We start from the raw sequence: 26,029 nt of genomic DNA on the forward strand, positions 1-26,029 counted from the left end.
ACCAGGGGGATGAGAAGGGTGGTGTTGACTGGCCGTTCAGTTAAAGGTGCACTTCAGGCTTTTGCTTGTGGGCCACATCTTGTAGTTTGGTAGGTCGTTTTTCAGGGAGTTGAACATGCAAGGCAAGGCACGCAAGATCGTCCAGGCCCTCCTCTACGAAGCCATCGCCGTTGCCTGTGTGGCACCTGCCCTGGAACTGGCCTTTGCTGCAGGCATGGCGCAATCGACCGTGCTGTCAGTGCTTATGTCGGGCATCGCCATGAGCTGGAACATGGGCTTCAACTGGGCGTTCGAGCGCTGGGAGGCGCGCCAGCGCCAGCGCGAACGCACCTTCAGACGCCGGGTATTGCATGCCCTGGGTTTCGAAGGCGGGCTGGTGGTGATTCTGCTGCCGCTGGTGGCGTGGTGGCTGGATGTCAGCCTGTGGGCGGCCTTCCTGACCAACCTGGCACTGTTCGTGTTCTTCTTCGTGTATGCGTTCGTTTTCCAGTGGGGGTTCGACAAGGTGTTCGATGTGCCGCTCTCGGCGCAGCAGGCAAAGTGTTGACTTGCTGCCGTGCGGCGGGATAAGTTCCCACCCCATGAACACATTCGCGCACGTGAACGCCATTATTATTACCGCCATTATCAGTTTGGCGGGCTAGCGCGTACGTGCACCTAACCTGCCCTGGAGGCGGGTTTTCACTCTCTGACTCCTGGGCAACGTGAAACAAGCCAAGGAGTCATCGATGACCAGCTTCAGCGCCAACCTGCGTACACCTGCCACTCCCCAGCAACTGCTGTCGGAGCAGGTGCGGCGCATTCTCGCCGCTCCGGTTTACGACCTGGCCATCGAAACGCCGCTGCAGGTAGCGCCTGCGCTGTCTGCCAGCCTGGGCAACCAGGTGCTGCTCAAGCGTGAAGACCTGCAACCCACCTTCTCGTTCAAGATCCGCGGTGCCTACACGCGGCTGTCGCGGCTGACACCCGCCCAGCGCGAACGCGGGGTGATCACCGCGTCGGCGGGCAACCATGCCCAGGGCGTCGCCCTGGCGGCCTCGCACCTGGGCCTGAAAGCCACCATTGTCATGCCAACCACCACGCCGTCGCTGAAGGTCGAAGGGGTGCGTTCGCGGGGTGGCCACGTGGTGCTGCACGGTGAGAGCTTCCCCCATGCGTTGGCCCACGCCTTGAAACTGGCGGACAGCGAAGGCGCCACTTTCGTGCCACCGTTCGACGACCCGGACGTAATCGCCGGCCAGGGTACAGTGGCCATGGAAATCCTGCGCCAGCGCCCGGGTGCGCTGGATGCGATCTTCGTCCCGGTGGGGGGTGGCGGGCTGGTGGCGGGCATCGCCGCCTACGTCAAATACCTGCGGCCCGAGGTCAAGGTGATCGGCGTCGAGCCGGAAGACTCCAACTGCCTGCAGGCTGCCTTGGCCGCAGGCGAGCGGGTGATCCTGCCGCAGGTCGGCACGTTTGCGGATGGCGTGGCGGTGGCCCAGGTCGGCGCCCACTGCTTCGAGCTGTGCCGGCACTTCGTCGATGAGGTGGTTACCGTCAACAGCGATGAACTGTGCGCGGCGATCAAGGACATCTACGACGACACCCGCTCGATCACCGAGCCTTCCGGTGCCCTGGCCGTGGCCGGCATCAAGAAATACGTGGCCCGTGAGGGTGTCCAGGGGCAGACCCTGGTGGCCATCGACTCGGGTGCCAACGTCAACTTCGACCGCCTGCGCCATGTGGCCGAGCGGGCTGAATTGGGCGAGCAGCGCGAGGCGATCATCGCCGTGACCATTCCCGAACAACCGGGGAGCTTCCGAGCATTCTGCCAGGCGCTGGGCAAACGCCAGATCACTGAGTTCAACTACCGCTATTACCCGGGCAAGGAGGCGCGTCTGTTTGTCGGCGTACAGACCCATCCGCTGCACGACCCGCGGGAAATGCTGTTGACCAGCCTTGCCGAGCAAGGCTACAGCGTGCTCGACCTGACCGACAACGAACTGGCCAAGCTGCACGTGCGTCACACCGTGGGCGGCCATGCCGCGTCGGGGGCGGATGAGCGCGTGCTGCGCTTCGAGTTCCCGGAGCGGCCTGGGGCGTTGCTGGGCTTCCTGGAGCGGTTGGGCAAACGTTGGAACATCAGCCTGTTCCACTACCGTAACCATGGTGCAGCAGAGGCGCGGGTATTTGCCGCCCTGGAGGTGCCGGCGGACGAGCAGCCAGGGTTGCCACAGGCGCTGGATGAGATGGGCTATCGGTACTGGGATGAAACCGAGAACCCGGCGTACACGCTGTTTCTGGGTTGATCTGTAGGAGCGGCCTTGCGCCGCGCAAGGCCGCTCCTACAACAACGCGTGCGTAGCCCTAGGGTGCTTAGCGCTCACGCATGAAGAAACCCGCGACAAACTTGCGGAAGGTTTCCAGGCTCTTGAAGTCGGCGTAGCGCTTGAAGTTCTCGGCATCCGGTTCCGGCCCGATCGGTTGCTCCAGCAACGACACGGACAGCACCCGGTCTTGATCCGAGGTCAGTACCAGCTCATCCATCACTTGCCCGCCGATCACTGGGCGGCGCATCTGCACCTTCACGCCTTTGCTCGCCATCCAGTCGATCAGCGACACCAGCGCCTTGAGCGGCTCGCGCTCTTCATCGCGGTACACCGGGAACAGGTGGGCGCGCGACAGCACAGGCACGCTGGCCACATGGATCAGTTCATAGAAATGGCTGCCAGCGGTGGTGGGTGAGTACAGCGCGAGCGCCAATAGCGGTCCAGCCGTGCGGCTTCCGCCCCAATAGAGGTGGTGGCCTTGGAAATCGAAACCCTCGTCGCTGCGGTTGTTGAACAGCTTTCGCCCTTTGATCTGGTCGACGCAGTCGAGCATCAACCCATGCCGACGGTGATTGCCGAACACCGTGGCCTCGCGCAGGCGGGCCTTGAGCATCATCATGTGCTTCATGTCCAGCCGGGTTTCCAGGTAATTGCCGGCCGGCACCCGCTCTAGCAGCGGGTAGCGGCTGGCAACGCTGCGCAGTTCGGCAAACTGCCCGGTGAGGTCTTTTTTCAGGTGGGTAGCGTAGAGGTTCAAGCCGCTGATCTCGATCCAGGTCAGCAGCAGCGACAGCAGCCGTTGCTGTTCGCGCCGGTCATGGCCCTCACCGCCGCCGCTGTCTTGGGCCGGGCGAAAGTCCCCGATCAGGCGCAACGGCGTGTCGGGTGGCAACCACGCGGCGGGTGGGGCAGGGTCGTCTTCGCGCTCTGCGGCTTCACGCTCGTCCTTGGTGAACGGGCAGCCAGGCGCATGCTCGGCAGTGCCTGGGTTATTTTTCAGGAACAAAGTGCCGGTGTTGCCGTTGAGGGTCACGTTCAGCACCGGCAGGGCATCCTTGCGGCAGTCGCAGGCCAGCCACTGGTTGGCGTTGCGCACCTTCATCAGCAACTGGTTGGCCTGCAGCAGGCGGGGGCCGACCAGCGCACCTGTGGTGAAGCCGACCAGCAGCTCTTCTTCGGCGGGTGTCAGGCTGCGCACCTGCGCGGCGGTTTTATCGATGATACGCATTGATGGGCAGCTCCAAGCTACAAGCCTCAAGCTTCAAGCAAAGCGGTTTCAGTTTCAACTTGAGGCTTGCAGTTGGCCGCTCAACTGCCGCTGAACATCTTCGCGGCGCGGTCGCGAATCTCATCAGGGCTAAGGTCCTCCTTGTGGGTCGAGACGAACCAGATATTGCCGAACGGGTCTTTGAGGGTGCCGCTGCGGTCGCCATAAAACTGATCCGTCACTTCGCGCAGCTGGGTGGCGCCGCATGCGAGGGCCTGGGCATAGACCTTGTCGCAGTCGTCGACATACAGGTGCAGGCCCACTGCCGCGCCAGCGAGTTTCTGGCTGGCCGTCAGGCCACCTTCCATGTCGCAGGGGTCGCCGAGCATCAGCGACGAATCACCGATCTTCAATTCTGCATGACCCACGCGACCGCCGGGGGCGTCAAGGCGAAACATCTCAACCGCGCCAAAGGCTTTTGCGTAGAACTCGATGGCTTTGGCGGCGTCGCTGATGGCCAAGTAGGGGGTGATGCTGTGCTGGCCTTCGGGGATGGGTTTGGCTGCCATGTTCGACTCTCCTTTGAAGTGGGCGCCGGGTGGCGCCCTCTTGCTTAGAGTCGTTTGCACGGATGGAAAATCGACAGTGGCGCTAGATCGATTCTCTATAACGGCGGCAGTCAGAAGATGTAATCGGTGGTCAGGAAGCTCGACTGTCGATTGCGGATGATCTCGCTGATCAACGTTTTGTTGGCTTCCTGGAACTTGGTTGCCACCAGCGTGCGGATCGAGAATACGCGCAAGGCGTCGTGCACCGACAACGTGCCTTCGGCGCTGTTCTTGCGGCCATTGAACGGGTAGGTGTCTGGCCCGCGCTGGCACTGCGCGTTGATATTGATGCGACCGACCTGGTTGGCAAAGGTATCGACCAGGCTACCGATGGTCGCCGGGTCGTTGCCGAACAGGCTCAGCTGCTGGCCGTAGTCGGAGTCGAGCACGTAGTCGATCACGGTTTCCAGGTCGCGATAGGGCACTACCGGCACCAACGGCCCGAACTGCTCCTCGTGGTACACCCGCATGTCGTGGTTCACCGGGTAGAGCAGGGCGGGGTAGAAGAACGAACCACGGCTTTGCCCACCGCCTTCGTTGATGACCCGTGCACCCTTGTCGATGGCATCGGCCACCAGGCCGTCGAGATAATCGACCTTGCCCGGTTCCGGCAGTGGCGTCAGCGCCACCCCAGGCTCCCATGGCATGCCGGGTTTGAGCGCGGCCAACTTGCGCTGGAATTTCTCCAGGAAGGCATCGACCACATCCTCATGGACGAACAGCACTTTTAGCGCGGTGCAGCGCTGCCCGTTGAATGACAAGGCGCCGGTAACGGCCTCTTCGACAGCGTTGTCCAGGTCGACCTGTGGCAGCACGATGCCGGGGTTCTTGGCATCCAGGCCTAGCGCTGCGCGCAGGCGGTGCGGGCGTGGGTGCAGTTTTTTCAGGTCACTGGCGGCCTTGTGAGTACCGATGAAGGCAAACACATCGACCAGGCCGCTGGCCATGAGCGCGCTGACGGTCTCGCGGCCGCGGCCATAGATGACGTTGATCACCCCCGGCGGGAAGCTGTCGCGGAAGGCTTCGAGCAACGGGCGAATCAGCAGTACGCCAAACTTGGCCGGCTTGAACACCACGGTGTTACCCATGATCAGCGCCGGGATCAGCGTGGTGAAGGTTTCGTTGAGGGGATAGTTGTACGGCCCCATGCACAATGCCACACCCAGTGGCGCCCGCCGGATCTGGCCGAGGGTGCCTTGTTCGAGCTCGAAGCGGCTGGAGCGGCGGTCGAGGTCCTTGAGCGCGTTGATGGTATCGACGATGTAGTCGCAGGTGCGGTCGAACTCTTTTTCTGAGTCCTTGAGGTTCTTGCCGATTTCCCACATCAGCAGCTTGACCACGGCCTGGCGCTGTTCGCGCATGCGCGCCAGGAAGGTTTCGACATGCTGAATACGTTCAGCAACACGCATCGTGGGCCAAACGCCGCGGCCTTTGTCGTAGGCCTGCACGGCGGCATCGAGCGCGGTGAGGGCGGTGTCGGCATCAAGCAGCGGGGCGCTGCCGAGAATGACCTGGTGCTCGCCGTCGGCTTGCTTGAGCCAGACCGGGCTGCGCACGGTGGCCAGCGGGCCGTCCCAGCGCCTGAGCTGGCCATTCACCAGGTAGTCGCGTTGTTCCAGGGGGGCTTCCAGACGCCAGGTGTCGGGGATGTTCTCGGCGGTGGGGAAGAGTGAATCGAGCAGACGGTCCATGGGTACTGCACCTCACATATTTGAGCGGATTTCGTGCCGGGTGAAACGCTTCAGCTTCGAGCATGCACCGGCCGCAGGAAAAACACCAGTCTGGCTCAACATTGCGCGCTGGCGATGAGTTCACAGCGGCAGGTTGAACAGGTTGTAGGGCGGGTGCGTCAACCACTCTTCGCGTAGCACCTGATCGGCATCAATGGCTGCCAGGCGCCGCCAGAATTCCGCGCGGGCTTGCCGGGGGCTCGCAAGAAAGAAGTCGCCTTCAAGCAAGGGCCTGAGGTCGCGGCGGTACTGAAGTGGCAATCGCTGCCAGAGTGCGGCCTGTTCGGGGCCCATTCCTTCGAAGAATTCAGCATAGTCACCTTCACACACCAGCAAATCGACCTGATGGGCTGCATTGTAAGCATCGACCTGGGCAAGCATGCCTTCGCTGAGCCAGTCACTTTCCAGGCACAGGGCTTCAGCAACGGGTTCGGGGGCGTTGAAGCCTGCAGGCAGTTGCACGAACTGGTTGCCCGTCAGGTCCAACACCAGCGGTTCAGCCACCAGTTCCAGGCCTTGGGGTAGCTCGGTCAGGCCACAGTCACTCAGAAACAAGGTTTTCAGGTAGGGGAGCCCACTCAAGTCTGGGGCCTCCAGCAGCGGGTTGCTGGACAGGTCTAGCACGACCAGCCCGGCGCACTGGTTCAGAGTTATCTGGGTGTGGTTGTCCCACGTGATGCGGTTGTTGTCCAGGTCAAGCCATGTCAACCGTAGAGGGTTGCGCAGACGCGGCAGGGTACTGAAACGGCAATTGGACAGCAGCAGGCGCTTCAGCCTGGGAAAACGCTGATGAAAGGTCTCGGGCAGCTGGCTGAGCGCGGCGTTGTTGCTCAGCGACAAGTGTTCCACATGGGTGAAATCGTCCGGCAGCACCAGGCTGGCCAAATCCTCGGTTTCGAGTTCCAGGCCGGACAGGTCCAGGCTGTAGATCCGACCACCGCCTGCCAGCGGAACGGTGGAGAGGCGCCGCCAGGCGTTGATGATAGGGCGGATTGCCCGCTGCCGATGGTGTGGGCGTCGAGGGTCGGGGCGGGCCCACGCCTGAAGGTCGCGGCGCAGGGTCTCCAGGCGTTGCTGTAGATCCCGAAGCCTCTGCGTTGGTGAGCGAAGATCGTTGTTGTTCAGCTGATCTTCTTCCAGCTCGTTTCCGAGTGCATCCTCGATCTCTGAGTCGGTGGCGTCGGGGTACAGTCGGCGATAGGCACCGGCCAGTGAACCCGTCTGCCGTGGGTGCGGTGGTGCGGGGTCCAGTGGCCGACCGCCGCGCAGTTGACCAGGGTGCGCGCGCCGGATGGCGCGATGCCCCCACAGTCTTTGTGCAAGGGCGTCTCTGTCTGCGTTGGCCCAGGCCTGGATGCGCTGGCGCAATGAATCGCCGTTTGCCTCGGAGATCGTCAGCGCGTCCCGGTGGGCCTGCGCTAGCACCTGTTCCACTGCGCGGCACAGGTCCAGGTCTTGCGCGGCGGGAGCAGGGCGCTGCCCCAGGTCCGCCTCATAGCCTTGAGCAGACTTGATGACCCGGCTGACACTTCCTGCCTGGTGGCTACCAACACTGCCAAGCAACGGGCCTTCGGGGCTACCGGCACGTAGTTCCAGGCGTAATTCGCGCGGCCAGTCAGGCAGGCCATCGAGGGCGCTGAACAGCAGGCGCTCGCTATCGGCATTGGCCCGGGCGGGTACCAGCACGCCTTCCAGGGCTCGGACCAGAGGCAGTTCGCTGTGCGTGTGTTCAATCTGCTGGCGCAGCCACGCAGGTAACGCCGCTTCGTTTTCCCAGGCAAGTGCTTCAACGGCGCTCAGGGGCGCCAACAGGCGCCTGGCAAGCGTGGCCGACAGGCGGGGGTAGGCTTGCAGTAACCGACGTGCTGCGGGTTCGACAGGTGCGGCGCCGTTATAAAGGCGTTCGAACAGGCCTTGTGGCGAGTCGCCGCCCAGTGCCTCTGCCTTGGCTTGTGCGGCCATGCGCTGCAAGGTGTCGAGCAGCAGCGCAGGTGGCGATTGCCCTTCGAGGTGCACACGGCGCAAGCCCGCGGCATCGACGCCACAAATACGCCCTGCCAACGCCAATTGCTCTGCCGTGAACGCCGTGTAAGCGTGGCCCAGGCGCCGGGCAAGCTGCGCGAACGACCACAGCGATGGCTGTTCGTGGCTGGCGCGCCAAGCACCTTGCTCATTGTGCTCCAGCGGTGGTTGCCAAGCGTCTTGCAGCTGCGGGTGGACGATACGCCACTGTTGCAGTTCGCTGTCCAGACGTTGCTCGTAGAGGTGGCCATCCATATGAATGAAACAGCGGCCATCGTGCAGGTATTGGCCCTGTGCATTGGGTTGCAGGTGTTCCGGCAACGCAGCGTGGCTGCGGTAGGGGGTGAGGTCTGCTTGCCAGAGCCTGTAGTGCCCATCGTTGCTACGCACCTCCTGCAAGCTCTCCATCAGCGGGCTTTTGAACAGTTTCGGCACCACATGGCCTGCTGCCGCCAAGCCTGCGATCAGTGCCAGGTTCAGGCCCACGGCCTCCAGGTGACGCAGTGCCAGGTGGCGATCGCCTTGATGCCAGGCCTCATAGCCTTCGTATACCTCGCCAAGCAGTTGGCAGGCAGTGACAGCCAGCATCAACGTGCCCACGGCTGGGATGAAAAAGCCTGCAATATTGAGCGCGTCCAGGCCGCGGTCTTCCCACGCTTGCAGGCGGCTCGCCCGCGCCTTGGCATCGGCTTCGGCGGTGGGCACGGCCAGTTGGCGGGCTTCGCGCTTGAGGCGGGCAACGTGCAGCGCCTGATAGAGGCCGAACGGCTCCTCGGTGATCACCTGCCGCGTCGGGCGCAAGTCGGCCCGGGGTGCCCGCAACCATGCCTGGTCGTCGGCAGAAGTGCCCGAAGCGTCGATGTTTTGGTGCAGCAGGTCGAGAAAGTGTGGGTGCTGATCCTGTTCCAGGTACGCCATGAACGCCTGACGGGCAAGGGGGTCGAGCAGCAGGGCCACCAAGGCCTCGTGTACGGCGTCAAGGTCGGTACATTGCCGCAAGGCCTGGTCGTGGCCTGGCAGGTAGAGCAATAGGCCGGCGCTGCCGGCGTCAATCAGCATGACCTCGTGCAGCGTGATACCAAACAGCGCCAGCTGCCAGCACGCCACGCTGCTGCCCTGCAGCAACAGGTCGACCCGGTCGCGCGCGGCGCCGCCAAGCACATGGCGCAGGTAGGCCAGGTCGGCGGCCAGGCGCAAGCGATCCTTGTATACGGCAATTGCCTGCTCGCGCACCTGAGGCTTAGCGTAATGCTGCTCAAGATGGGCCTGGTACTGCCCCCCCAAATCCAGCGTCCGGCACAGTGTGGCGAACGTGGCGGGTGCAAGCGGCAGTCGTTGCACTTGGTAGCGTTCCGATGACAGAGGGAAGTGCGCCGGAGCGGTTTGCGGGCCAAGAATCGCGGTGCCCTGAACTTGAATGGTTGTGACCTGAATCGTGGCGCTCAGGGCGATGGCGCTCTGAGGGGTGAAGCTTTCGTCGTCGGCAAAGTTCTGCAGTGCAGCCTGCAACAGATTATCGCGACGATGGCTAAACAGGTTGCGCAGGCCTGCCCAATGCCACGTGCTTTCTACCCGCAGCAGCTCGGTGCCACGAAGTGGCGCGGTGCAGCCCTGTTCGGCAAGGGCTGCGAGCAATAGCGGTTCAGCGAACGCAGTGACTTGCTCAAGGCCCTTGAGCGAACGGGCCAGCATGGCCTGGGAACGCAGTAGGCGCGACTGGCTACGTTGCACTGCCTGGCGAAGGTCAGGCGCGGCATTGGCGTACCAGTCCTGGGTGTAAAAGCTCGGTAGTTGGCTTTGCTTCAAACTGTGCCAATCCGAGGCCGCTAGTCGGTGCGTCCAAGTGGGTAACCGGTGCTTGAGCAGGTCGTGTTGCGGATCGAATTTAGATAATGCGGGCATGATGATGTTCCTTTATGAGGAGACAGCATCAAAAGGCATTTACTAATAACCAAGTGGTAGCCGAATAGTACCTGCAACTGAACATACTTCATGCATTGCGTCATGAAGTCCTCACATTTAAACAGGAAATTTGACGTCATAAAATAGGGTGGCATGCTGTCAAAGTGCCGCTTGCCAAAGCGTTGCCTTGCATCTTAAATTGTTACTGAATGTGAGAGTGATGATTCGTTATCAATCTTTTATATATCAGTGCGTTGGGTGTGTTTGTTACGGTCAATTGTGGTCTTCATTCAAATTTGCCCATAGACAACATCAAAGGACGTCGAAGCAGAATGAAAGAGAACTTGGCGGCTGTTGCACGAAAACTCATCTCTCCCTCCACGCGCTACGAGATCAGGCTGCTCGCCAGCCAAATACGAGAAGTGCTTGGGCGAGCCTGTTTTTGGCGGTGGGAGGTCGCCAGGTTCCGGCTGCAGCAAGAAAGCCCCTACGAAATCCTCTACATCGGCCGCAAGCAGCAGCGCGAGATGGCCAAGCTGCTGATTGGTGGCAAAGTGCAGGGCAATGCCCCGGCCACAGCCAGTGGTGCAAGCCCCGACCCGTCAAACCATGTGGTGCTGGTAAGTGAAATGCCCACCACCGGGGCCTTGTCCGTGCCGCACTACTTGAGCGCGGTGGTCCCGCTGGGGCGCCCCCTGGAAGACATCACGGCACGCTATGACAGTGAGCTGCGCCGCAGTATCCGCAAGAACCGGCCGCTTTATCAAATGCGGCAGACGCTGTCGGATGAAGAAATCGCAATGGCCGACAGCCAGTTGCTGCGCCCCTATGCCACTGCAAGGCAGGGTATCCATGCCGCGCAATTTCCAACGGACGATGTGTTTCGAATCGCAAAGAGTGTAGGGCGCCTCGACCTCATCACCCTGGGCGACGAAGTGATCGGCTGTCACCTCGGCTGTGAAGTGACGCGGGGTGGAAAGCGCTACTGGAGCACCCTGCGGTTTGGTTATAGCGAAGCCGTGTTTTCAGATGCGAAAAAACTGCGCGAGGTGAACTCTATCACCACATACATGGCGCTGGAGTGGGCGCTGGAACATGGCTTCGATTATTACGATATCGGCTTGTGCCTGGCGCGGCCGGATGACGGCTTGTTGAAATGGAAGAGACGGCGCGGTGGCGATATCGACTCGCTGGGCAATCATGCGTACCTGTTCGTGCGGCTACCCAAGACAGGCACCGCGAAGTTTCTTTGGGAAACCCCGATGTTCGCGGTCGAAGGCGACAAACTGACACTGCACCTGGGCTTGCCGGACGGGCCGAGCGACGAGGAAGTCGCTAGGCGTTATCACGAAATGGTCTTTGGTGGGCTGCACAAGATCTACCTCTACGGCGGCACGGGGTCGGGAGAGTCCTTTATCGAAACCCTGCGCAGTCGTTACGCCAATTTACAGTCGCCGCCGACGATGGAAAGGATCACATCCAACTGAGTCGTTTCAAAGGCTCGTGGCCACGCCACCCGGGGAGAAGCTTCATGGGAAGCGATATGTCGAGATTCAGCGCACCGTCCGCCGGCAAACGGCATAAGTGGACCCTTGCTGCGTACACGTACATGGCACGTAAGCGGCTCGCGCGCAATTCGGCTGTGGACCTGAAAAGCATCGCGTCAAAAAGCTGGGATATAGCACCAGGGGAAACAACCCTTTCCCCGCCGGCCTTCTATTTGCCCAATCAGCTTGAGCGGGTGACGGGGTGGGAGGCAAAGCGCTTTTATCCCTATGTGCATCCCGCGCGCACGATGGAAGGGGGGCTCAGCGTTGTGCAGGGCCCTACGCGTGGTTATCTGATCAAGGACGTCTGGCTCGTGGACGGGGCGCTCTACAAAGGTAAGGCCAGCCATTGGTTGTCGTTGAAACCTAGCACCTTTCCGCGCGTTGTCGTCGAGAACGAAATCGAACGTGCGGCCATCTACTGCACGCAAAATGGCAACTCATGGTTTGGCACCTGGTTGATGGAAGACTGCGTCACCTACGCCCTGGCCTGTAACGAAGGTATACCGGTGACTACTGCGCCATCGGCCCGCTACCCTCTGTTTTCACAGGCGCCTGCCTATGAAGACTGGCTGGATATGAAGCCGCAGCGTTTGCGCAGTGCGTTTTTCCGTGAACTGGTGCTCTTTGACGACCAGAGCAATAACCACAGCCGGCATTTACGCTACCGCGCCATGGGCGAAAAACTGCTGTCGCATGTGAGCCATGAGTCGCACCCCGGCGTGTTCATTTTGCGCGGGGGGGACGGTGACTTGCGCTTCTTGCGTAATGAAATGGTTGTTGCAGAGCACTTGCGCCAGCGCAGGGGCTTTCGCGTGGTCGATCCGCTGAAGACCGATGTGCCGAGTATTATTGCCGCCTGTGCCGGCGCGAGGGTGGTGGTCGGGGTCGAAGGCAGTCAGCTGGTTCACGGTGTCAACGTGTTGCAAAGCGGCTGCTCGTTGTTGACGTTGCAGCCACCGAACCGTTTTGTCAGCTATTACAAGTACCTGACGGATCGCGACCAGCAGCATTTTGGCTTTGTGGTGGGAATGCCGGAAGGCGATGGTTTCAGGATCGATATCGAGGAAGTTGAACGCACCCTGGATCTGATGCCGGTATAGCGCACAGTAGTGCCTGGTTCAAAAGCGCCAGATTTCGGTTCGCAAGCTCAACGATTAGCATTTGGCTTCTCACCGATGAAACGGAATACCTTCCATTCTCTACGCCGATAACCTCACGGCAAAAACGATATCGCGAGCCGTCCGGGGCCTCCTGAGCGGCTGATATTGTAGAAAAATGTGTTATTTCAGAGCCTTATAGCGGGGCCGTTACTGCGACGCAAACCCGTAAAGGGCCTGCATATTTCAGGTGACGACATTTTGACGAAGTCACCCATCGCTCATTGAGATTTATTATGGTGTCGGATCATTGACGTAGTGTCATTGTGCCCATAAGCTCAAATCAACAGCGAGGAAGTCTCCCGCTAAACCCGCCAATAACTATTTTATTATCCTCTTTATAGGAGGGGGTTATGCGCTCGACACTGTTCATTAAATCAATATTCTTGTTGGTGCTTTTAAGTGGCGCAGCACGCGCTGCTGATTCCTATGTCAATCAAAACAGTGTCATTCCTGTCGCAACGGCAGGGTGGTTCTTCGCGTTTGCCGTTATTGGTTTTGTTGCAGTAGCCAATAGAAGAAAGATTTAAACTTTCACACGGTCGGCAGGGTGAAGTGTGTCTTTTATCCGGGGGTAAATTGCGTACGCCTGCAGCGCCGTCGGTAATTTGACGTCTGTGGTTTGTTTCTCGTGTCTTCGCAGCCGCTGGCAGCTTGTCAATTTTCCAACTGTTGCTATATTCCAGTAGCCAGTAATTACCAAAGACCGTAGGGTATCGCGGCTTGCTGGTGGTTCAGGATGTCGAGGTGTCAAGGTACAGGGCCTCCAGGAAGGTTGAGGCCATCGCAGCAGGTGGTGCGGTTGCGAAGTGGAGCGAGAGTTTGTGTGCCGTTCTCATTCAGTGCTCTTTGTCGGGCCAAAAAGGCCGGAGGGACCCTCATGGTACGTTCAATGTGTTCCGCTTTTTGCGTGCTGATGCTGTGGTCCGGTACCGGCAACGCGGTCGAAAATAACGCAGCTTACCTGCTCAGCCCTGGCGACGTAGTGATGGTGTCGGTCTGGCAAGAGGATAGCCTGCGCCAGGAAGCCACCGTGCTTCCCGATGGCAGTATCACCTTCCCCTTGGCAGGGCGAATCAATGTAGCCGGCCTCGATGTCACGGCGGTAGAGAAACAAGTCGCTGCCAAACTCGAAAAATTCCTCCCCGACCCGAACGTCAGCGTTGTCGTCAAGAGCATCGCTGGCAACCTTGTGTACGTGCAGGGCAAGGTGATCAAGCCAGGGCCCGTACAAATGGCGGGCCCCACGGCGGTATTGCAGGCCTTGAGCATGTCGGGTGGGTTGGACAAATTCGCGGACGAAAGCGATATCAAGGTGGTCCGTGGCCAAGGGGCTTCCCAACGGATTCTGCCCGTGAGATATAAGGACTTGGTTTCCGGGCGCGACATGTCCACCAACATTCAACTCCAGGCTGGCGATACGCTGGTCGTTCCTTGATCTTGCCTTAATAAGAACACTTAATGCCTCTTCTTAGAACAACTAGCATTGCAACGGCAATCTTGGTCTTGCCGTTTACGGACGCGGTCCAGGCAGCAAATTGGCAGTCATCGGTGGTGGTACCGACCTCGGTCGAATACGACAGCAACCCGTTGTTGCTGTCGTCTGAAGAAAAGGGTGTAACGCGCACACTCATAGCGCCCGACTACACCCTTGTCGGTACCTTCGACCGCGACGAATTGCGGTTGGGGCTTGGCATGCATGTGTTGCGCTCGTCCGACACGGATATCGTCGACGACCGCGAAGACCCCAATGTGAGCCTGGGCTGGCAACGCGACACCGAGAAAGGGCGCTTTGGCCTGGTGGCGCAGTACAACGAAAGCTCTACGTTGTCTGGCACGGTTCAGGACACCGGTGTGGTGACCACCGATGGCACGCAAAAGCTGTATTCGCTGGCAGGCAACTGGAGCAGCGCCATCACTGAGCGCAGCACTTTGTCCAACGAGATCAAGTACAGCCGAGCCCGTTATGACATCAACACGCTGACCGGCTACAACGAACTGGGCAACGTGCTGACCTGGACCTACGCCTGGAATGAGCGGGCCGACCTGTATACCCGCTTTGGCGCAAGGCGCTACGAGCCCGAGCAGGACCTCACCGCGACGGCGTCCAACAGCTACACCCCCGCAGTTGGGGTCAAGTATCAGTTTACCGAGCGGCTGAGTGCGGATGCCCACTTGGGTGTGAACAAGGTTTCCGGCTCCGAAGGCGGTCGGCGCGGCGAGGGGGGGGCTTCGCTGCTGTATACCGGGGTGCGTTCCGACCTCAGCTTGAGCGCCGAACGCAGCACGGTCGCCAGCGCCGAGGGTGGTTTTGCCCAGCTCGACATGGTGCGCGGTATCTACAGTTATGCGGTCAACGAGCTGACGCGTGTCGGCGCCGATGCCTCCTGGCAAGACAGCAAAGGGCAGACGCCCAACACACTGCAAGTTTACAGCGTGTGGGCCAGCCGGGAATTTTCACCTTTTTGGGATCTGCGCCTATCGTTGATGTACAAGGAACGGCGGCAGGATGATGCACCCACTGCAGACGCTACGATTGTTGGTTTGACGTTGACGTATAGGTACCCCGACCTCTGAACTTCAGCCTGGTGGCCTTTATGAAGTCTGACTACGAGCTTTCCCTCAAAGATTACATCGCCATCATCAAGGATAGGGCCCTGTTATTGGGGATCAGTATCGTAGTCATTCTTGCCGCGACCGTGGTGGTCGCGGTGAGCGTGCCGCCTATCTACCAGTCCACCGGCACCATTTTGGTGGAGTCGCAGCAAATTTCCCCCGAGCTGGTGTCGGCAAACAACAACAGCTTTGCCGATGAGCGCATCGAGGTCATTCGCCAGCGGGTCATGACCCGCGAGAACCTGCTGCGCATCATCGACAAGTACAACCTGTTCGCTGACAAGCGGCTCAGCGAGAGCGACAAGATCGAGCAGATGCGCAATGCCATCGTGGTCGCCACGCTCAGCACGTTCGTCAGAGGGCGGGGCGAGGCCACAGTCGCATTCAATGTGTCGTTCGAGCACAAGCAGGCCCAGGTGGCTAAGGATGTCGCCAACGAACTGGTCACGCTGTTCCTCAATGAAAACCTCAAGCAACGCACTGAGCGGGCCAACGAAACCACCGAGTTCCTGACCCAGGAAGCCAACAAGCTTGGCGCCGAACTTGCCAGCCTGGAAAACCAGCTGGCGGACTTCAAGCAAGCCCATGCCAATGCCTTGCCCGAGCACCAGTCGCTGCGCATGAGCATGCTGTCGCGCTCGGAACTGGAATTCAGGGAGGTGGACCGCGACTACAAGACTGCGCAAGAAGAGCTGCGTTACCTTGAACTTGAGTTGTCGGCGGCCAACGCCGGGTTGACCACCAAGGCCGATGGGACCAGGCCGTCCAGTGCCGACCAGCCACAAGACCTGCCTAGCCTCAAGGCCGAATACACCAGGCTGCTGACCAGGTACAAAGACGCGCACCCGGATGTGGTTGCGGTCAAACGCAAGATCGAGGCACTGCAGGCCAGTGGTGGTGGTAGCAAAGCTGCGTCCTCGGTCAGCCTCGATGTGGCGCGGGTGCGCGCGCGCATCGGCGCAGCCCAGGAACGCATCGCATCACTGGCGGAGCAGAAACGTGAGCTGGTGAAGAAGATGGAAGGCTACGAGGCGGAAATTCTTGAAGCCCCGCAAGTCGAGCGTGGCCTGGTGACCTTGATGCGTGACCATGACAACGCACGCAAGAAGTACGAGGAGATCCGCGCCAAGGAAATGGGTGCGAAAATCACCGAGAGCCTGGAGCAGGAAAACAAGGCAGAGCGCTTTGTACTGCTGGAGCCGCCGCTGCTGCCCGAGAAACCAATCAAGCCAAACCGCAAGAAGATTGCCGCCCTGGGCCTGGTGCTGGCACCGGCAGGTGGCGGCGCCTTGGTGATGCTGCTTGAAATGCTTAACCAGCGGGTACGTGGCGTAGGGGCCCTGGAGAGTGTGCTGGGCAAGCGCGTGCTGGTGACAGTGCCCTTCATCACCACCCAGGCGGAGTTGGCCAAGCGCAAGCGCTGGCGCAACCTGCTGATCATCGCGGCGCTCGTGCTGATTGCTATCATGGTAGGGCTGGTGCACGTGTTCTACATGCCGTTGGATGTGTTGCTGTTCAAGGCTATGGCGCGGTTTGAATAGGGAAAGCAGTGATGGACAGGATCAAGCCGGTAGTTGGCAATAGTATTCATCAAGTTTCTCCAGGTGCCGCCCAGGTACCGCAAACCACCCCGGGGGTGGAGCAACCTGAGGTGCCAGGGCAGTTCGATTATGTGCACACCAAGGTGGTGCCGTTGCGTGCGGAGCACCTTGAGCGTAATCGGATTGTCGCGTTCAACAAGAATTCGAACATGAGCGGGCCGATCGACCTGCTGCGCACGCAGGTGCTGAAGGCGATGGAAGAGAACGGTTGGCGCACCTTGGCCATCACCTCGCCAACGCCCGAAGCGGGCAAGACGGTCCTGGCCATCAACCTGGCCATGAGCATCGCCCACCATACGACCAAGACGGCTCTGCTGGTGGACTTCGACTTGCGTCGTCCCAAAGTAGGCAGCACCTTGGGCTTGCCGATGGATAAGGCCCTCAACGAGCTGTTGGCTGATCAAGCCGGGCTGGAAGAGGTGCTGGTCAACCCGACGTTGCCCCGTTTTGTCGTGCTGCCGACACGGGTGCCTATTCCGCTGTCTACCGAGATGCTGTCTTCACCCCGGGTAAGCAACCTGATCGGTGACTTGCGCAACCGCTATGAGTCGCGGATCTGCATCTTCGACCTACCGCCATTGTTGAGCTCTGACGATGCAATCACGGTGATGCCCAAGTTCGACTGTGTGCTGCTGGTTGTGGCCAACGGGATGAACAGCAAGCAGGAGATCGAGGATTGCCTGCACCACTTGGCGACGGTCAACCTGATCGGCACGGTGTTGAACAAGGCGGATGAGAAGCCGCGCACCTATTATTGAGGTGCTGGCTCACGGTAGGAGCAGCACAAGGCTGCTCCTACCCGGATAGCGCATGGCCGCACGCTTACGGCTGACGCCACGGGTACTGCAGCTCCCACCCCCAGGCATGCGCCACGATCTGCTCCAGCGATGCATACGCCGGCCGCCAACCCAACACACTCATGGCCTTGCCAGCATCCGCCACCAACCTGGGCGGGTCGCCAGCGCGGCGTGGTGCATCGACTGTGTGAATCTGCCGCCCCGTCACCGCGCGGGCGGTATCGATGACTTGCTGCACTGAAAAGCCCAGGCCATTGCCCAGGTTGAATGCCGTGCTGGGCCCACCTGCCACCAGGTAGTCCACCGCCAAGGCATGTGCCGAAGCCAGGTCGGCGACATGAACGTAGTCACGAATGCAGGTGCCATCCGCGGTGTCGTAATCACCACCAAACACGGTCACCGCATCGCGTCGGCCGGAGGCGGCCTGGAGAATCAACGGTATCAGGTGGGTTTCCGGCTCATGGCGCTCGCCCAACTGCCCGTCAGGGTCGGCCCCCGCAGCATTGAAATAACGCAGGCAAACCGACTTCAGCCCGTAGGCACGATCGAAATCCTCAAGGATCTGCTCGACCATCCACTTGCTCAGCCCATAAGGGTTGATCGGTGCCTTGCCGTGCGCTTCGTCGATGGGTACATACAGCGGGTTGCCGTACACCGCAGCGCTGGAAGAGAACACCAGCCTCTTGATGCCCGCATTCACCATGGCCTGCAGCAATGTCAGGGTGGCCGCTACGTTGTTCTGATAGTACTTGCCAGGGGCGCACACAGACTCGCCCACCTGAATGAACGACGCGAAGTGGAAGACCGCATCGAAGTGGCATTCGGCGAACAGCACATCCAGCGCACGCTCGTTGGCAATGTCCAGCTCGGCCCATTGCACAGCAGGGCCAGGCGACACGAGGTCCGCTACCACCACATCATGACCCGCGGCCAGCAAATGCTTGACCATGTGCGAGCCGATATACCCTGCGCCACCGACAACCAGAAACTTCATCCGTGCCTCCTGGACGCTGCTGTTGTACAGACGCAGTGACTCGTCCCTGAATCGAACAGGTGGGATTATCAGCTACAGGTCTTCTGAGACTGTAGATGGCCAAATGCCCTATTTCAAGAACAGCCAGTTGGACATGTACGTGCCGTCGAAGGCGATGACATATCGCCCGTTCCGGTACACCGCTGGCAGTTCCTTCAACTGTGCTTGCGCGTCGCGTGCGAACAGTTTCAGGCCGGCAACGGCCTTGATGGACAACGTGCCCTCGAAGGGTTCGACATTGAAGGGCGTCTTGTCGTCGGCTTTGGGCACGGCCCGGGTGCCAAGCGAGATCAGCAGGTTCTGTGACTGGCCGAGTGGTTTTGCATCCAGGCTTTGCACGACGACGCTGGCGTAGGGCGTTTTTGCCTGTACGGCGACTTGCTTGAGGTTGATCGTTTGGCCACCCAGCCAGCCGGTTGCGGCTTGAGTCAGGGGCGTGTCGATGGTGTAGAGGCCCTGTTGCCAGTTGCGCTTGAGCTCCCCGGTATCGGTCACCGACTCGACGGCATCAGCCTCCAGCAGTGACTGAGCTGGGTCATGCAGCACCTGCGCATCGGCCGGGATGACGCTGGGTTTGAGCCACGGCAACTCCGGCGTCTGGGGCATGGCGACCTGCAGCCTACCTTTTTCCATGGCGGTGCGCAGCAGCACGGAGTTGCGCGGTGTGATGTCCTGGTCGAACAAGGTGGCGGGTGTTGGGGCAAAGACGTAGCGGGTGGTGGCCTGCTGTACATCTGCGCGGCGATAGAGCAGGGCGGCGGCGGGGAGGGTGGCGAGCATGGCCGGGTCGTTGTACGCGTGCCAGTTGTCTGCCGTGCGCCAGCCGCTGTTGAAGGCCTGCTGGCTGTAGGCATATTGCATCATGGCGTCCCAGCCTTGGTGGCTGGCCGTGCCCGCCACATACAGCGGCAGCGAGTGGCGGTCGGGCAGGGGGAAGGGCTCTGCGTTCCATTCGGTGACCGTCAGGGGTAGCCCGACTACCTGGGCAGCAGCAATCCAATTGATCATCCCGTCGCTGCTCAGCGGGTTCTTTTCGAGCTGCCCGATGGCGCCGTAGCTGTGTGCGTCGATCACATCGCCCGAGGTGAGCGCAGGCAACGCGCTCAAGCCATTGCCGCCCCAGGTGCTGGTGGTGGCGATGGGCACCTTGACGCCCAGGCTGCGCAGGTGCGCGATCATGTCGACATTGAATTGGCGCTCCAGATCATTCAGAAACAGCTTCGATGGGCCATGCTCCCAGGCACGCCAGGTGCGGTCTGCAGGCAGATCATTGCGCTTGGCGAAGGCATCTGACTGCTCCCGGTAACGCTCGGTGTGTTCGGGGACCTTTTTGTCCGGCATCAGGGCGTTGCCGTAGTGCTGGGTGATGTCGTTCTCGTTGGTGATCAGAATCGCAGCAATGGCTGGGTCGTCTTTGTAGGCAAGGCCGGTGTAGGGGTTCACATGGGTCAGGTACTGTTCGGCAAAGCGCTTCATTGCCTTCTGAATGCTCTGGTTCACGTAGGCGTAGCCTTTGAGGTCAACCCTGGGCTCGCCCTTGGCCAGCTCATCGAAGTCTTCGATGTTGTCATGGGCGGTAAGGGCGCGCTGTACGTGCATGTCGAGCCACACGTAAATGCCTTCGTCCTTCAGGCGCTTGACCCACAGGTCGATCTTGCGCAGCGACTCGGCATTGAGCTGCTGGGTATCGCGAATCAGGGTGCCGTCGCCAAACACGTTCGGGCTGACCCAGGGGGAGTCATGGTGGTGCAGCCGGACGAGGTTGAAGCCCAGTGCCGACAGCCGTTTGGCCTGCTTGGCAATTTCTTCGTCTGGCGTCTTGAACAGCGAGTACGCAGACAGGTTGGTGCCCCAGAAACGCACGGGGGTGTTGTCTTCGAATACCAGTTGCTCGCCGGCGGCCTTTACAAACCCGCGCTTGCCTGCCGGTATCTCTGGCGTATTGAGAAATGACAGATCGACCGGCGACGTTTGCCAATCGAGCTGGTCGTCAGGCCACTGAGCGGGGTCTGTCAGGCCAAAGCGCTCGGTGGGGGTTGGGCCAAGCTCGATATCGCCCGTTACGTTCAACGTCGCCTTGATCTGCTGCTGGCCGGCGCTGATGGGGTTTTTGTAGAAGAACGCGCGAATCTCTGCGGTGTTGCCCGGTTCGAAGTACACCTTAGCCAGTGCGGGCTCGAAGCGCATCTCGATGCGCCTGCCTTGCGCATCCTTGCCCCAGGACCAGCCGCGGTTGTCGGGCAACAGCACGGGAGCGCCCATGTCTGCGCTGAACATGGCGGGGTCAAACTGGAACACGATGCCACCGCCCATCACGTTCGTTTGCCTGCTGTGCGCGGTCAGGTCGAATGCCCAGGTCAGGGTTTGTGCCTGTTCCTTGCGGATATCCGCCGCCAGGTCAAAGTCCAGCTCCTTGTTCTTGCCTTGCAGGGTGTAGCGGTAGGGCGCATTGACCTTGAGGGCGGTGTAGAAGCCGGTCCAGCTCCAGTTGGCCGCCCAGAAGTCGAACTTTGCTTTCATCACCGGCCCACCACCGCGTGTCACGGTGGGCAGGCCATTTTGTTCGTCGACGCTGACAATCCAGCCCGATGCCCAGCCGGCCTGTGACACCAGTGCAAGGCCAGCGAGCAGCGAAGCCCGCACGAAGGGGCGCAGAGAAAAAGAGGTCATTGGCATCACCTGGGTTGAAGACGGGCATCGGCAAGGTCGCTGGCCTGGCTGGAACGCAGCCTGCGCACCCTCTGTATGTAGGCCACCCCAAGCCCTGCGACCGACCAATACACTGTGGGGATGACGGTGATGCTGCTAACGGTGAAGATGATCACCAGGATCCCGACCAGCGTCGCCAACAACGCACGGCCCAGTTGCCGTTGCTCGTCATTTTGGTCGGGGAACGCGCGCATGGCCTTGCGGATGCCCAGCAACACGGTGATGAAGAACGCCACGAAAAGTGCGAGCCCAACCAACCCGACCCGCAGTGCCAGGCTGACGTAGGTGTTGACGATGTCGATGATGCCTTCCCCCTGAATCATCGATTGCATTTCAGGGGTGTTACGGAAATCGAAGGAGCCGAACAGCGGGTTGCGCTGGATCACGATCCAGGAGTTGTCGATTAACCGTTCCCGGTAGGTAATGTTTTCTTTCTCGATGTTGCCGATGAAGGGCAACAGGTCCAGCACCTTGTCGCCCCCTGGCAGCACCGTCAGCAGCGGCAGCGCCAGCACGCCGGCGAGCGCCAGCACGGTCAGGCGCTTGACGGCGCCTTTGCCCATGGCAATGAACACGACGCCGATGATCACGGCGCCGATCCAGGGGCCTCGGGACAAGGGCGCGAAAAGCCCGGCCGCCAGCAGCAGTGCGCCGAGCACCCGCTGCAGCTGGCTGCGGACATAGCCCTGGACGAACAGGAACAAGCCGATGGCTACACTCATCACGTAACCCAGCGCAATCGCCTGGCCGGTGGTGGCGCTGGCGCGCAGCGAGCCACCGCGGCTCAGGTAGCCGGTCATGCTCCACTGGACGCCCATGGCATCGGTCAGGGCGTTGTACAGTAACCAGTGGCGGACGTACTCGGCGACGCCGATCAGGGCCAGGACGAAAGAGGCCAGCACGAACGCCAGCATGGCGTCCTTGAAATCACTGATCTCCTTGAGCCCCCGGCTGGCGACGTAATAGGGCAAGAACACATCGACATACAGGTAGAGCGCCTGGCGCAAGGTGTCGGTCAGGGTGGTTTCACGCAGGTACAGCACACTCATCAGCACCAGGCTTGCCGCCAGCAGCTTGTCGGGCCAGGTGCGGCCGAAGCGAAGGGTGTCGCTTTGTCGGCTGAGGGCCAGTGCCGCCGGCAGCAGGACGCATAGCGTCAGCAGGCGCACATGGTTGAGCTCGACCAGGTAGTTGACCACGCCAAACCCGGGTATCTGCACCGACGCCGGTGGAATCAGGAACAGCAGCATGAAAAACAGCGCCATGGCGTTGCGTTCGCGGCGCCCGGCGATAAACATGATGATGCCGGCAGCGGCCATGTATACCCAGAAGCTATGGGAGGCAAAGGCCACCAGCGTCAGGACGAACCACAGGTTTCGCCGGCGCTTGAAATCGCTGTAGGGGATGAGGTCTGTCGCCGGACGGCGCGCTATGACGAAAACGACGCCTGCCAGAAACAGAATGACGATCAGTGCACGAAAATGTTCAGGCATTGGCTATGGACACCTTTCCCTTGGTGGGCAACGGCTAGCATCATGGCTAATTGAAACTATAGTGACTTTTAGCCAATCAGTCAGAGATTGAAGTCATGCCGTCGATTGATGTGTCAGCCTCCGCGAGTCTGCGCAAGCGCGCACTGAAGGCCGGGTCATGGAACCTGGTATCGCTGGTGGCGTCACAGGTCATGCGCCTGGGCGGCAACCTGATCATGGCCCGTTTGCTGCTGCCGGAAATGTTTGGTGTGATGGTCATCGCCACCACCGTTTCGGTACTCCTGCACTTGCTTTCCGATGTAGGCCTGCGCCAGAACATCATCCAGAGCCACCGGGGGGACGACCCGGCGTTTCTCAATACCGCCTGGACCGTCCAGATCATCCGCGGCTTCGTGCTGTTTGCCCTGACCTTGCTGCTGGCCGCTGCCTCCTGGTTCGCGCAGCTTGCCAACCTGTGGCCGGCAGATTCCACTTATGCCGCGCCAGAGCTGCCGATGGTGCTGGCGGTGACCGGCCTTTCGGCCATCATCTGGGGGTTCCAATCCACCAAGATAGACGTCGCCGTGCGAACGTTCCAACAGAAGCGCGTGGTATTGGTGGACCTGGCCTCGCAAGTGGTCGGATTGATTGCGATGCTGGTGATCGGCTACTTCACCCGTTCGATCTGGTCGCTGGTGGTTGCCGGCCTGGTCAGTGCCCTGGTGGGCACCCTGTTGGGGCACATGGCCCTGCAGGGCCCGAACAACCGACTGCGCTGGGACCGTAGCGCTTTGACGGAGTTGATTGTCTTTGGCCGCTGGATCCTGCTGTCGTCGATGGTCGGCGTGCTGGCCATGTACGGCGACCGGATCTGGTTTGGCGCCAGCATGACGGCGGGCCAACTCGGTGTGTATTCCATTGCCGTGCTGATCCTCGGGTCGGTGCAGACCGGGTTGCTGAAACTGGTCGGCTCGGTGGCGCTGCCCGCCTTCAGCGAGGCCGCCCGGGAAGGTGACAAGGCGCGTCTGAAGGCGCTGTACTACCGTTTCAGGCTGCTGGTGGATCTTGCCATGCTGTTTGCCTGCGGGGTGTTCCTGACCGCCAGCCCGCTGCTGATCGGCTGGATGTACGACGCGCGCTACACCGAGGCAGGTTCGATTCTTGCGATTCTTTCGCTGTCGTTCTTCACGCTGCGCTATACCTTGGCACACCAGATATGGATTGCCCTGGGCCTGACCAAATACCAGGCCATGGACAACATCATCCGGCTAGTCTCGTTATGGGGGTTGCTACCACTGCTGTTGGCCATTGGCGGTGTGGACTATGCGATCTGGGGAGTTGCCTTGCATACCTTCCCGACGCTGCTGTTGGTTGTCTACGTTAACTGCAAGCTCGATATCTTCAGCGTCAAGCGCGAGCTCATGGTATTGCCGATGGTGGCGGTGGGCGCGCTCTGTGGCCTGCTGGCGACCCGTTTCTTCGAGTGGCTTTGATAAGGCCACAGGCGGGCGATGTTGCACTGTGGGGCGGTCGAGTGACTGATTGTTAACACTTCATCAAGATAGGTCTGGGGATCATGGGGAAGTTTACGTTGTGTACTCCGCATTTTGGTCGTAGGGGTTTTCTCCAGAGCTGTGTCTTGCTGGGTGTTGGGGGCGCGGTGTTTGGAGTGTCCGCGGGCGTTGCACGCAAACCCGTCGAAAAAACCGGGTTCGTGGTGATCAACGGCTGGGTTTTGCCTTCTCAGTACTTTCGGAACGAGCCAGCATGATCAAGGACTATCAGCAGCAGAAAACGCTGCGTGACGGCTATGACTTCTGCATCATCGGGGCCGGCCCCGCTGGCATTACCCTGGGCTTGCGGCTGGCGGCTGCCGGCTGGCACGTCTTGTTGGCCGAGGGCGGTGGGCGCGAGTATTCGCCGCACTCGCAAGAACTGTACAAGTGCGACTCGACGGGGCTCGAGTTGTACGCCGAGGAAACGCGCCTGCGCTACCTGGGCGGCACGTCCAACCACTGGGCGGGTCGCTGCCGGCCCTTTACCCCTTCAGACTTTGCCGTGGCGCCGCCCGGCGACTTGCCCGGCTGGCCGATCCCGTACTCGGAGATCGAGGGCTACCTGGCTGCGGCCATGGATATCGTCGATTTGCCGCCAGGCTCGGAGTTTCATGCAATGAACACTGGGCTCGGCGGTGACGACTTCGAGCCTGACCGCTTTCTGCTGAGCCCACCGACGCGCTTTGCGCAGAAGTACGCAACAGCACTGAACGAGACCAACGGGCTCGATGTATTCATCAATTGCAACTGCGTCGACCTGGAGTTCGACAAAGCGTCGGGCCACGTGGTGGCTGCGGTGGTTTCCGACTACGACCGTCATCGTCAGCGCGTGGTGGCCAGGAACTTCATCCTGGCCACAGGCGCTATCGAGAATGCCCGGCAGTTATTGAACAGTGAAACGCTGTTGGCCGCGGGTGTCATCAACAAGGAAGGGCTGACCGGGTGTTGCTTCATGGAACACCTGAATATTGACATGGGCACTTTCATCCTGAAGTCGGACCAGGATACTCAGATGCGCCAGTACTACACCACCGATGCCTTTGTGGCGGAGTACCAGGCCGGTAAAGGTAATATCACCGCCGCGCTGCTGTCGGACGTACAAACGTACGGCCGCACGGCCGAGGTCAAACATTTTCTGGAAAACCTCGCCTGTGACATGGGCGTTGCCAGCAAGATCGAGTTCTTCGCCAAGTTCAGTTGCCCTGGCGATGGGGTGATCGGCACGATGATCGAGCAGTTCCCCAACCGGCAAAGCCGTATTTCACTGCTGGATGAAAAAGACCAGCTGGGGGTGGCCAAGGTCAACGTCCACTGGGCGCTGAACGAGAGTGACCGGCACACCATCAAGTGCATCGGCACTGAACTGGCCAAGCAATTTGCCGACATGGACCTTGGCTTCGTCAAACTCAACGACTTTGTCTATGACACGTCGGTGCCGCTGAAGATGGCGCCCCATGCCCATCACATGGGCACCACGCGCATGGCCGCCTCAGCGGAGTTCGGTGTGGTCGACGCCAACTGCAAAGTCTTCGGCACCCAAAACCTCTATGTCGCGGGAAGCAGTATCTTCGCCAAGGGAGGCGCTTCCAACCCGACCATGCCGCTGTTGCAGTTTGCCGTGCGGCTGGCAGACCACCTCAATGAAAAGTTGAAATCGGCTACGGGTGCCGCTGTGTAACGCACGCTGTAAATGGGTTGAGTGCGATGCGGTCAGCACCTTGAATAACGAGACCGAAGTCGCCTCAGGGACAGTCCAG

Annotated in this window: 18 protein-coding genes; 11 read left to right on the forward strand and 7 right to left on the reverse strand. The window is 60.4% G+C overall.

Going from position 1 to position 26,029, the window contains the following annotated elements; translation table 11 throughout:
* Positions 1–115: 115 nt before the first annotated feature.
* Both ACSSU5_RS22955 and ilvA read left to right on the forward strand, forming a co-directional pair.
* A complete protein-coding gene (locus ACSSU5_RS22955; protein ID WP_264313454.1) occupies positions 116–547 on the forward strand; it encodes a PACE efflux transporter in 432 nt (143 codons plus the stop codon).
* Positions 548–728: 181 nt separating this feature from the next.
* Positions 729–2,291, forward strand: a complete 1,563-nt coding sequence (gene ilvA, locus ACSSU5_RS22960; protein WP_492559894.1) for a threonine ammonia-lyase, biosynthetic — start codon at positions 729–731, stop codon at positions 2,289–2,291.
* A gap of 67 nt (positions 2,292–2,358) precedes the next feature.
* Here ilvA and ACSSU5_RS22965 read toward each other — a convergent pair whose 3' ends face one another.
* The 4 genes from ACSSU5_RS22965 to ACSSU5_RS22980 all read right to left on the reverse strand — a co-directional run bounded on the left by ACSSU5_RS22965 (position 2,359) and on the right by ACSSU5_RS22980 (position 9,781).
* The gene (locus tag ACSSU5_RS22965) at positions 2,359–3,540 is read right to left on the reverse strand and encodes a DUF8534 domain-containing protein (protein ID WP_492559895.1); all 1,182 of its coding nucleotides are present in this window, start codon (positions 3,538–3,540) and stop codon (positions 2,359–2,361) included.
* Between the two features lie 80 nt (positions 3,541–3,620).
* A complete protein-coding gene (locus ACSSU5_RS22970; protein WP_264313451.1) occupies positions 3,621–4,088 on the reverse strand; it encodes a VOC family protein in 468 nt (155 codons plus the stop codon).
* 110 nt (positions 4,089–4,198) lie between these two features.
* Positions 4,199–5,818 carry an NADP-dependent glyceraldehyde-3-phosphate dehydrogenase gene (locus ACSSU5_RS22975; protein ID WP_264313450.1) on the reverse strand — a complete coding sequence of 540 codons (1,620 nt, stop codon included), beginning with the start codon at positions 5,816–5,818 and terminating at the stop codon, positions 4,199–4,201.
* A 120-nt stretch (positions 5,819–5,938) separates the two neighbouring features.
* Entirely contained in the window at positions 5,939–9,781 is a 3,843-nt protein-coding gene (locus ACSSU5_RS22980; RefSeq protein WP_492559896.1) for a dermonecrotic toxin domain-containing protein, read from the reverse strand.
* A 332-nt stretch (positions 9,782–10,113) separates the two neighbouring features.
* On the opposite strand from ACSSU5_RS22980, the gene ACSSU5_RS22985 reads away from it, so the two are divergent.
* The 7 genes from ACSSU5_RS22985 (at position 10,114) to ACSSU5_RS23015 (ending at position 17,463) form a co-directional block, all read left to right on the forward strand.
* On the forward strand, positions 10,114–11,268 hold the full coding sequence (locus ACSSU5_RS22985) for a GNAT family N-acetyltransferase (protein WP_492559897.1): 1,155 nt from the start codon (positions 10,114–10,116) through the stop codon (positions 11,266–11,268).
* Positions 11,269–11,312: 44 nt separating this feature from the next.
* Positions 11,313–12,431 carry a glycosyltransferase 61 family protein gene (locus tag ACSSU5_RS22990; RefSeq protein WP_492559898.1) on the forward strand — a complete coding sequence of 373 codons (1,119 nt, stop codon included), beginning with the start codon at positions 11,313–11,315 and terminating at the stop codon, positions 12,429–12,431.
* Between the two features lie 410 nt (positions 12,432–12,841).
* Positions 12,842–13,018 (forward strand): EPS-associated small membrane protein EppA, encoded by a 177-nt coding sequence (gene eppA, locus ACSSU5_RS22995; protein ID WP_077068395.1) that lies wholly within the window; start codon positions 12,842–12,844, stop codon positions 13,016–13,018.
* 350 nt (positions 13,019–13,368) lie between these two features.
* On the forward strand, positions 13,369–13,926 hold the full coding sequence (locus tag ACSSU5_RS23000) for a polysaccharide biosynthesis/export family protein (RefSeq protein ID WP_492561351.1): 558 nt from the start codon (positions 13,369–13,371) through the stop codon (positions 13,924–13,926).
* Between the two features lie 23 nt (positions 13,927–13,949).
* Positions 13,950–15,065, forward strand: coding sequence for a hypothetical protein (locus tag ACSSU5_RS23005; protein ID WP_264313445.1), 1,116 nt, complete (start codon positions 13,950–13,952; stop codon positions 15,063–15,065).
* Positions 15,066–15,085: 20 nt separating this feature from the next.
* Positions 15,086–16,645 carry a GumC family protein gene (locus ACSSU5_RS23010; protein WP_264313444.1) on the forward strand — a complete coding sequence of 520 codons (1,560 nt, stop codon included), beginning with the start codon at positions 15,086–15,088 and terminating at the stop codon, positions 16,643–16,645.
* Positions 16,646–16,656: 11 nt separating this feature from the next.
* Complete coding sequence (locus tag ACSSU5_RS23015; protein WP_492559899.1) at positions 16,657–17,463, forward strand: CpsD/CapB family tyrosine-protein kinase; 807 nt, start codon at positions 16,657–16,659, stop codon at positions 17,461–17,463.
* A 64-nt stretch (positions 17,464–17,527) separates the two neighbouring features.
* Here the strand turns inward: ACSSU5_RS23015 and galE are convergent, their stop codons facing one another.
* The 3 genes from galE to ACSSU5_RS23030 all read right to left on the reverse strand — a co-directional run bounded on the left by galE (position 17,528) and on the right by ACSSU5_RS23030 (position 22,737).
* Positions 17,528–18,496, reverse strand: coding sequence for a UDP-glucose 4-epimerase GalE (gene galE, locus ACSSU5_RS23020; RefSeq protein ID WP_492559900.1), 969 nt, complete (start codon positions 18,494–18,496; stop codon positions 17,528–17,530).
* Between the two features lie 108 nt (positions 18,497–18,604).
* Entirely contained in the window at positions 18,605–21,205 is a 2,601-nt protein-coding gene (locus ACSSU5_RS23025) for a cellulase family glycosylhydrolase (RefSeq protein WP_492559901.1), read from the reverse strand.
* Positions 21,206–21,210: 5 nt separating this feature from the next.
* Positions 21,211–22,737, reverse strand: a complete 1,527-nt coding sequence (locus ACSSU5_RS23030) for an O-antigen ligase family protein (RefSeq protein WP_492559902.1) — start codon at positions 22,735–22,737, stop codon at positions 21,211–21,213.
* Positions 22,738–22,832: 95 nt separating this feature from the next.
* Here ACSSU5_RS23030 and ACSSU5_RS23035 point away from each other — a divergent pair, with 95 nt between their 5' ends.
* Positions 22,833–24,209: an oligosaccharide flippase family protein gene (locus ACSSU5_RS23035; RefSeq protein ID WP_264313439.1), complete on the forward strand. Its 1,377-nt coding sequence runs from the start codon at positions 22,833–22,835 to the stop codon at positions 24,207–24,209.
* Between the two features lie 274 nt (positions 24,210–24,483).
* Positions 24,484–25,950, forward strand: coding sequence for a GMC oxidoreductase (locus tag ACSSU5_RS23040; protein ID WP_492559903.1), 1,467 nt, complete (start codon positions 24,484–24,486; stop codon positions 25,948–25,950).
* The last annotated feature ends 79 nt before the right edge of the window (positions 25,951–26,029 follow it).

Source organism: Pseudomonas sp. E1MeOHC2, from assembly GCF_058745025.1.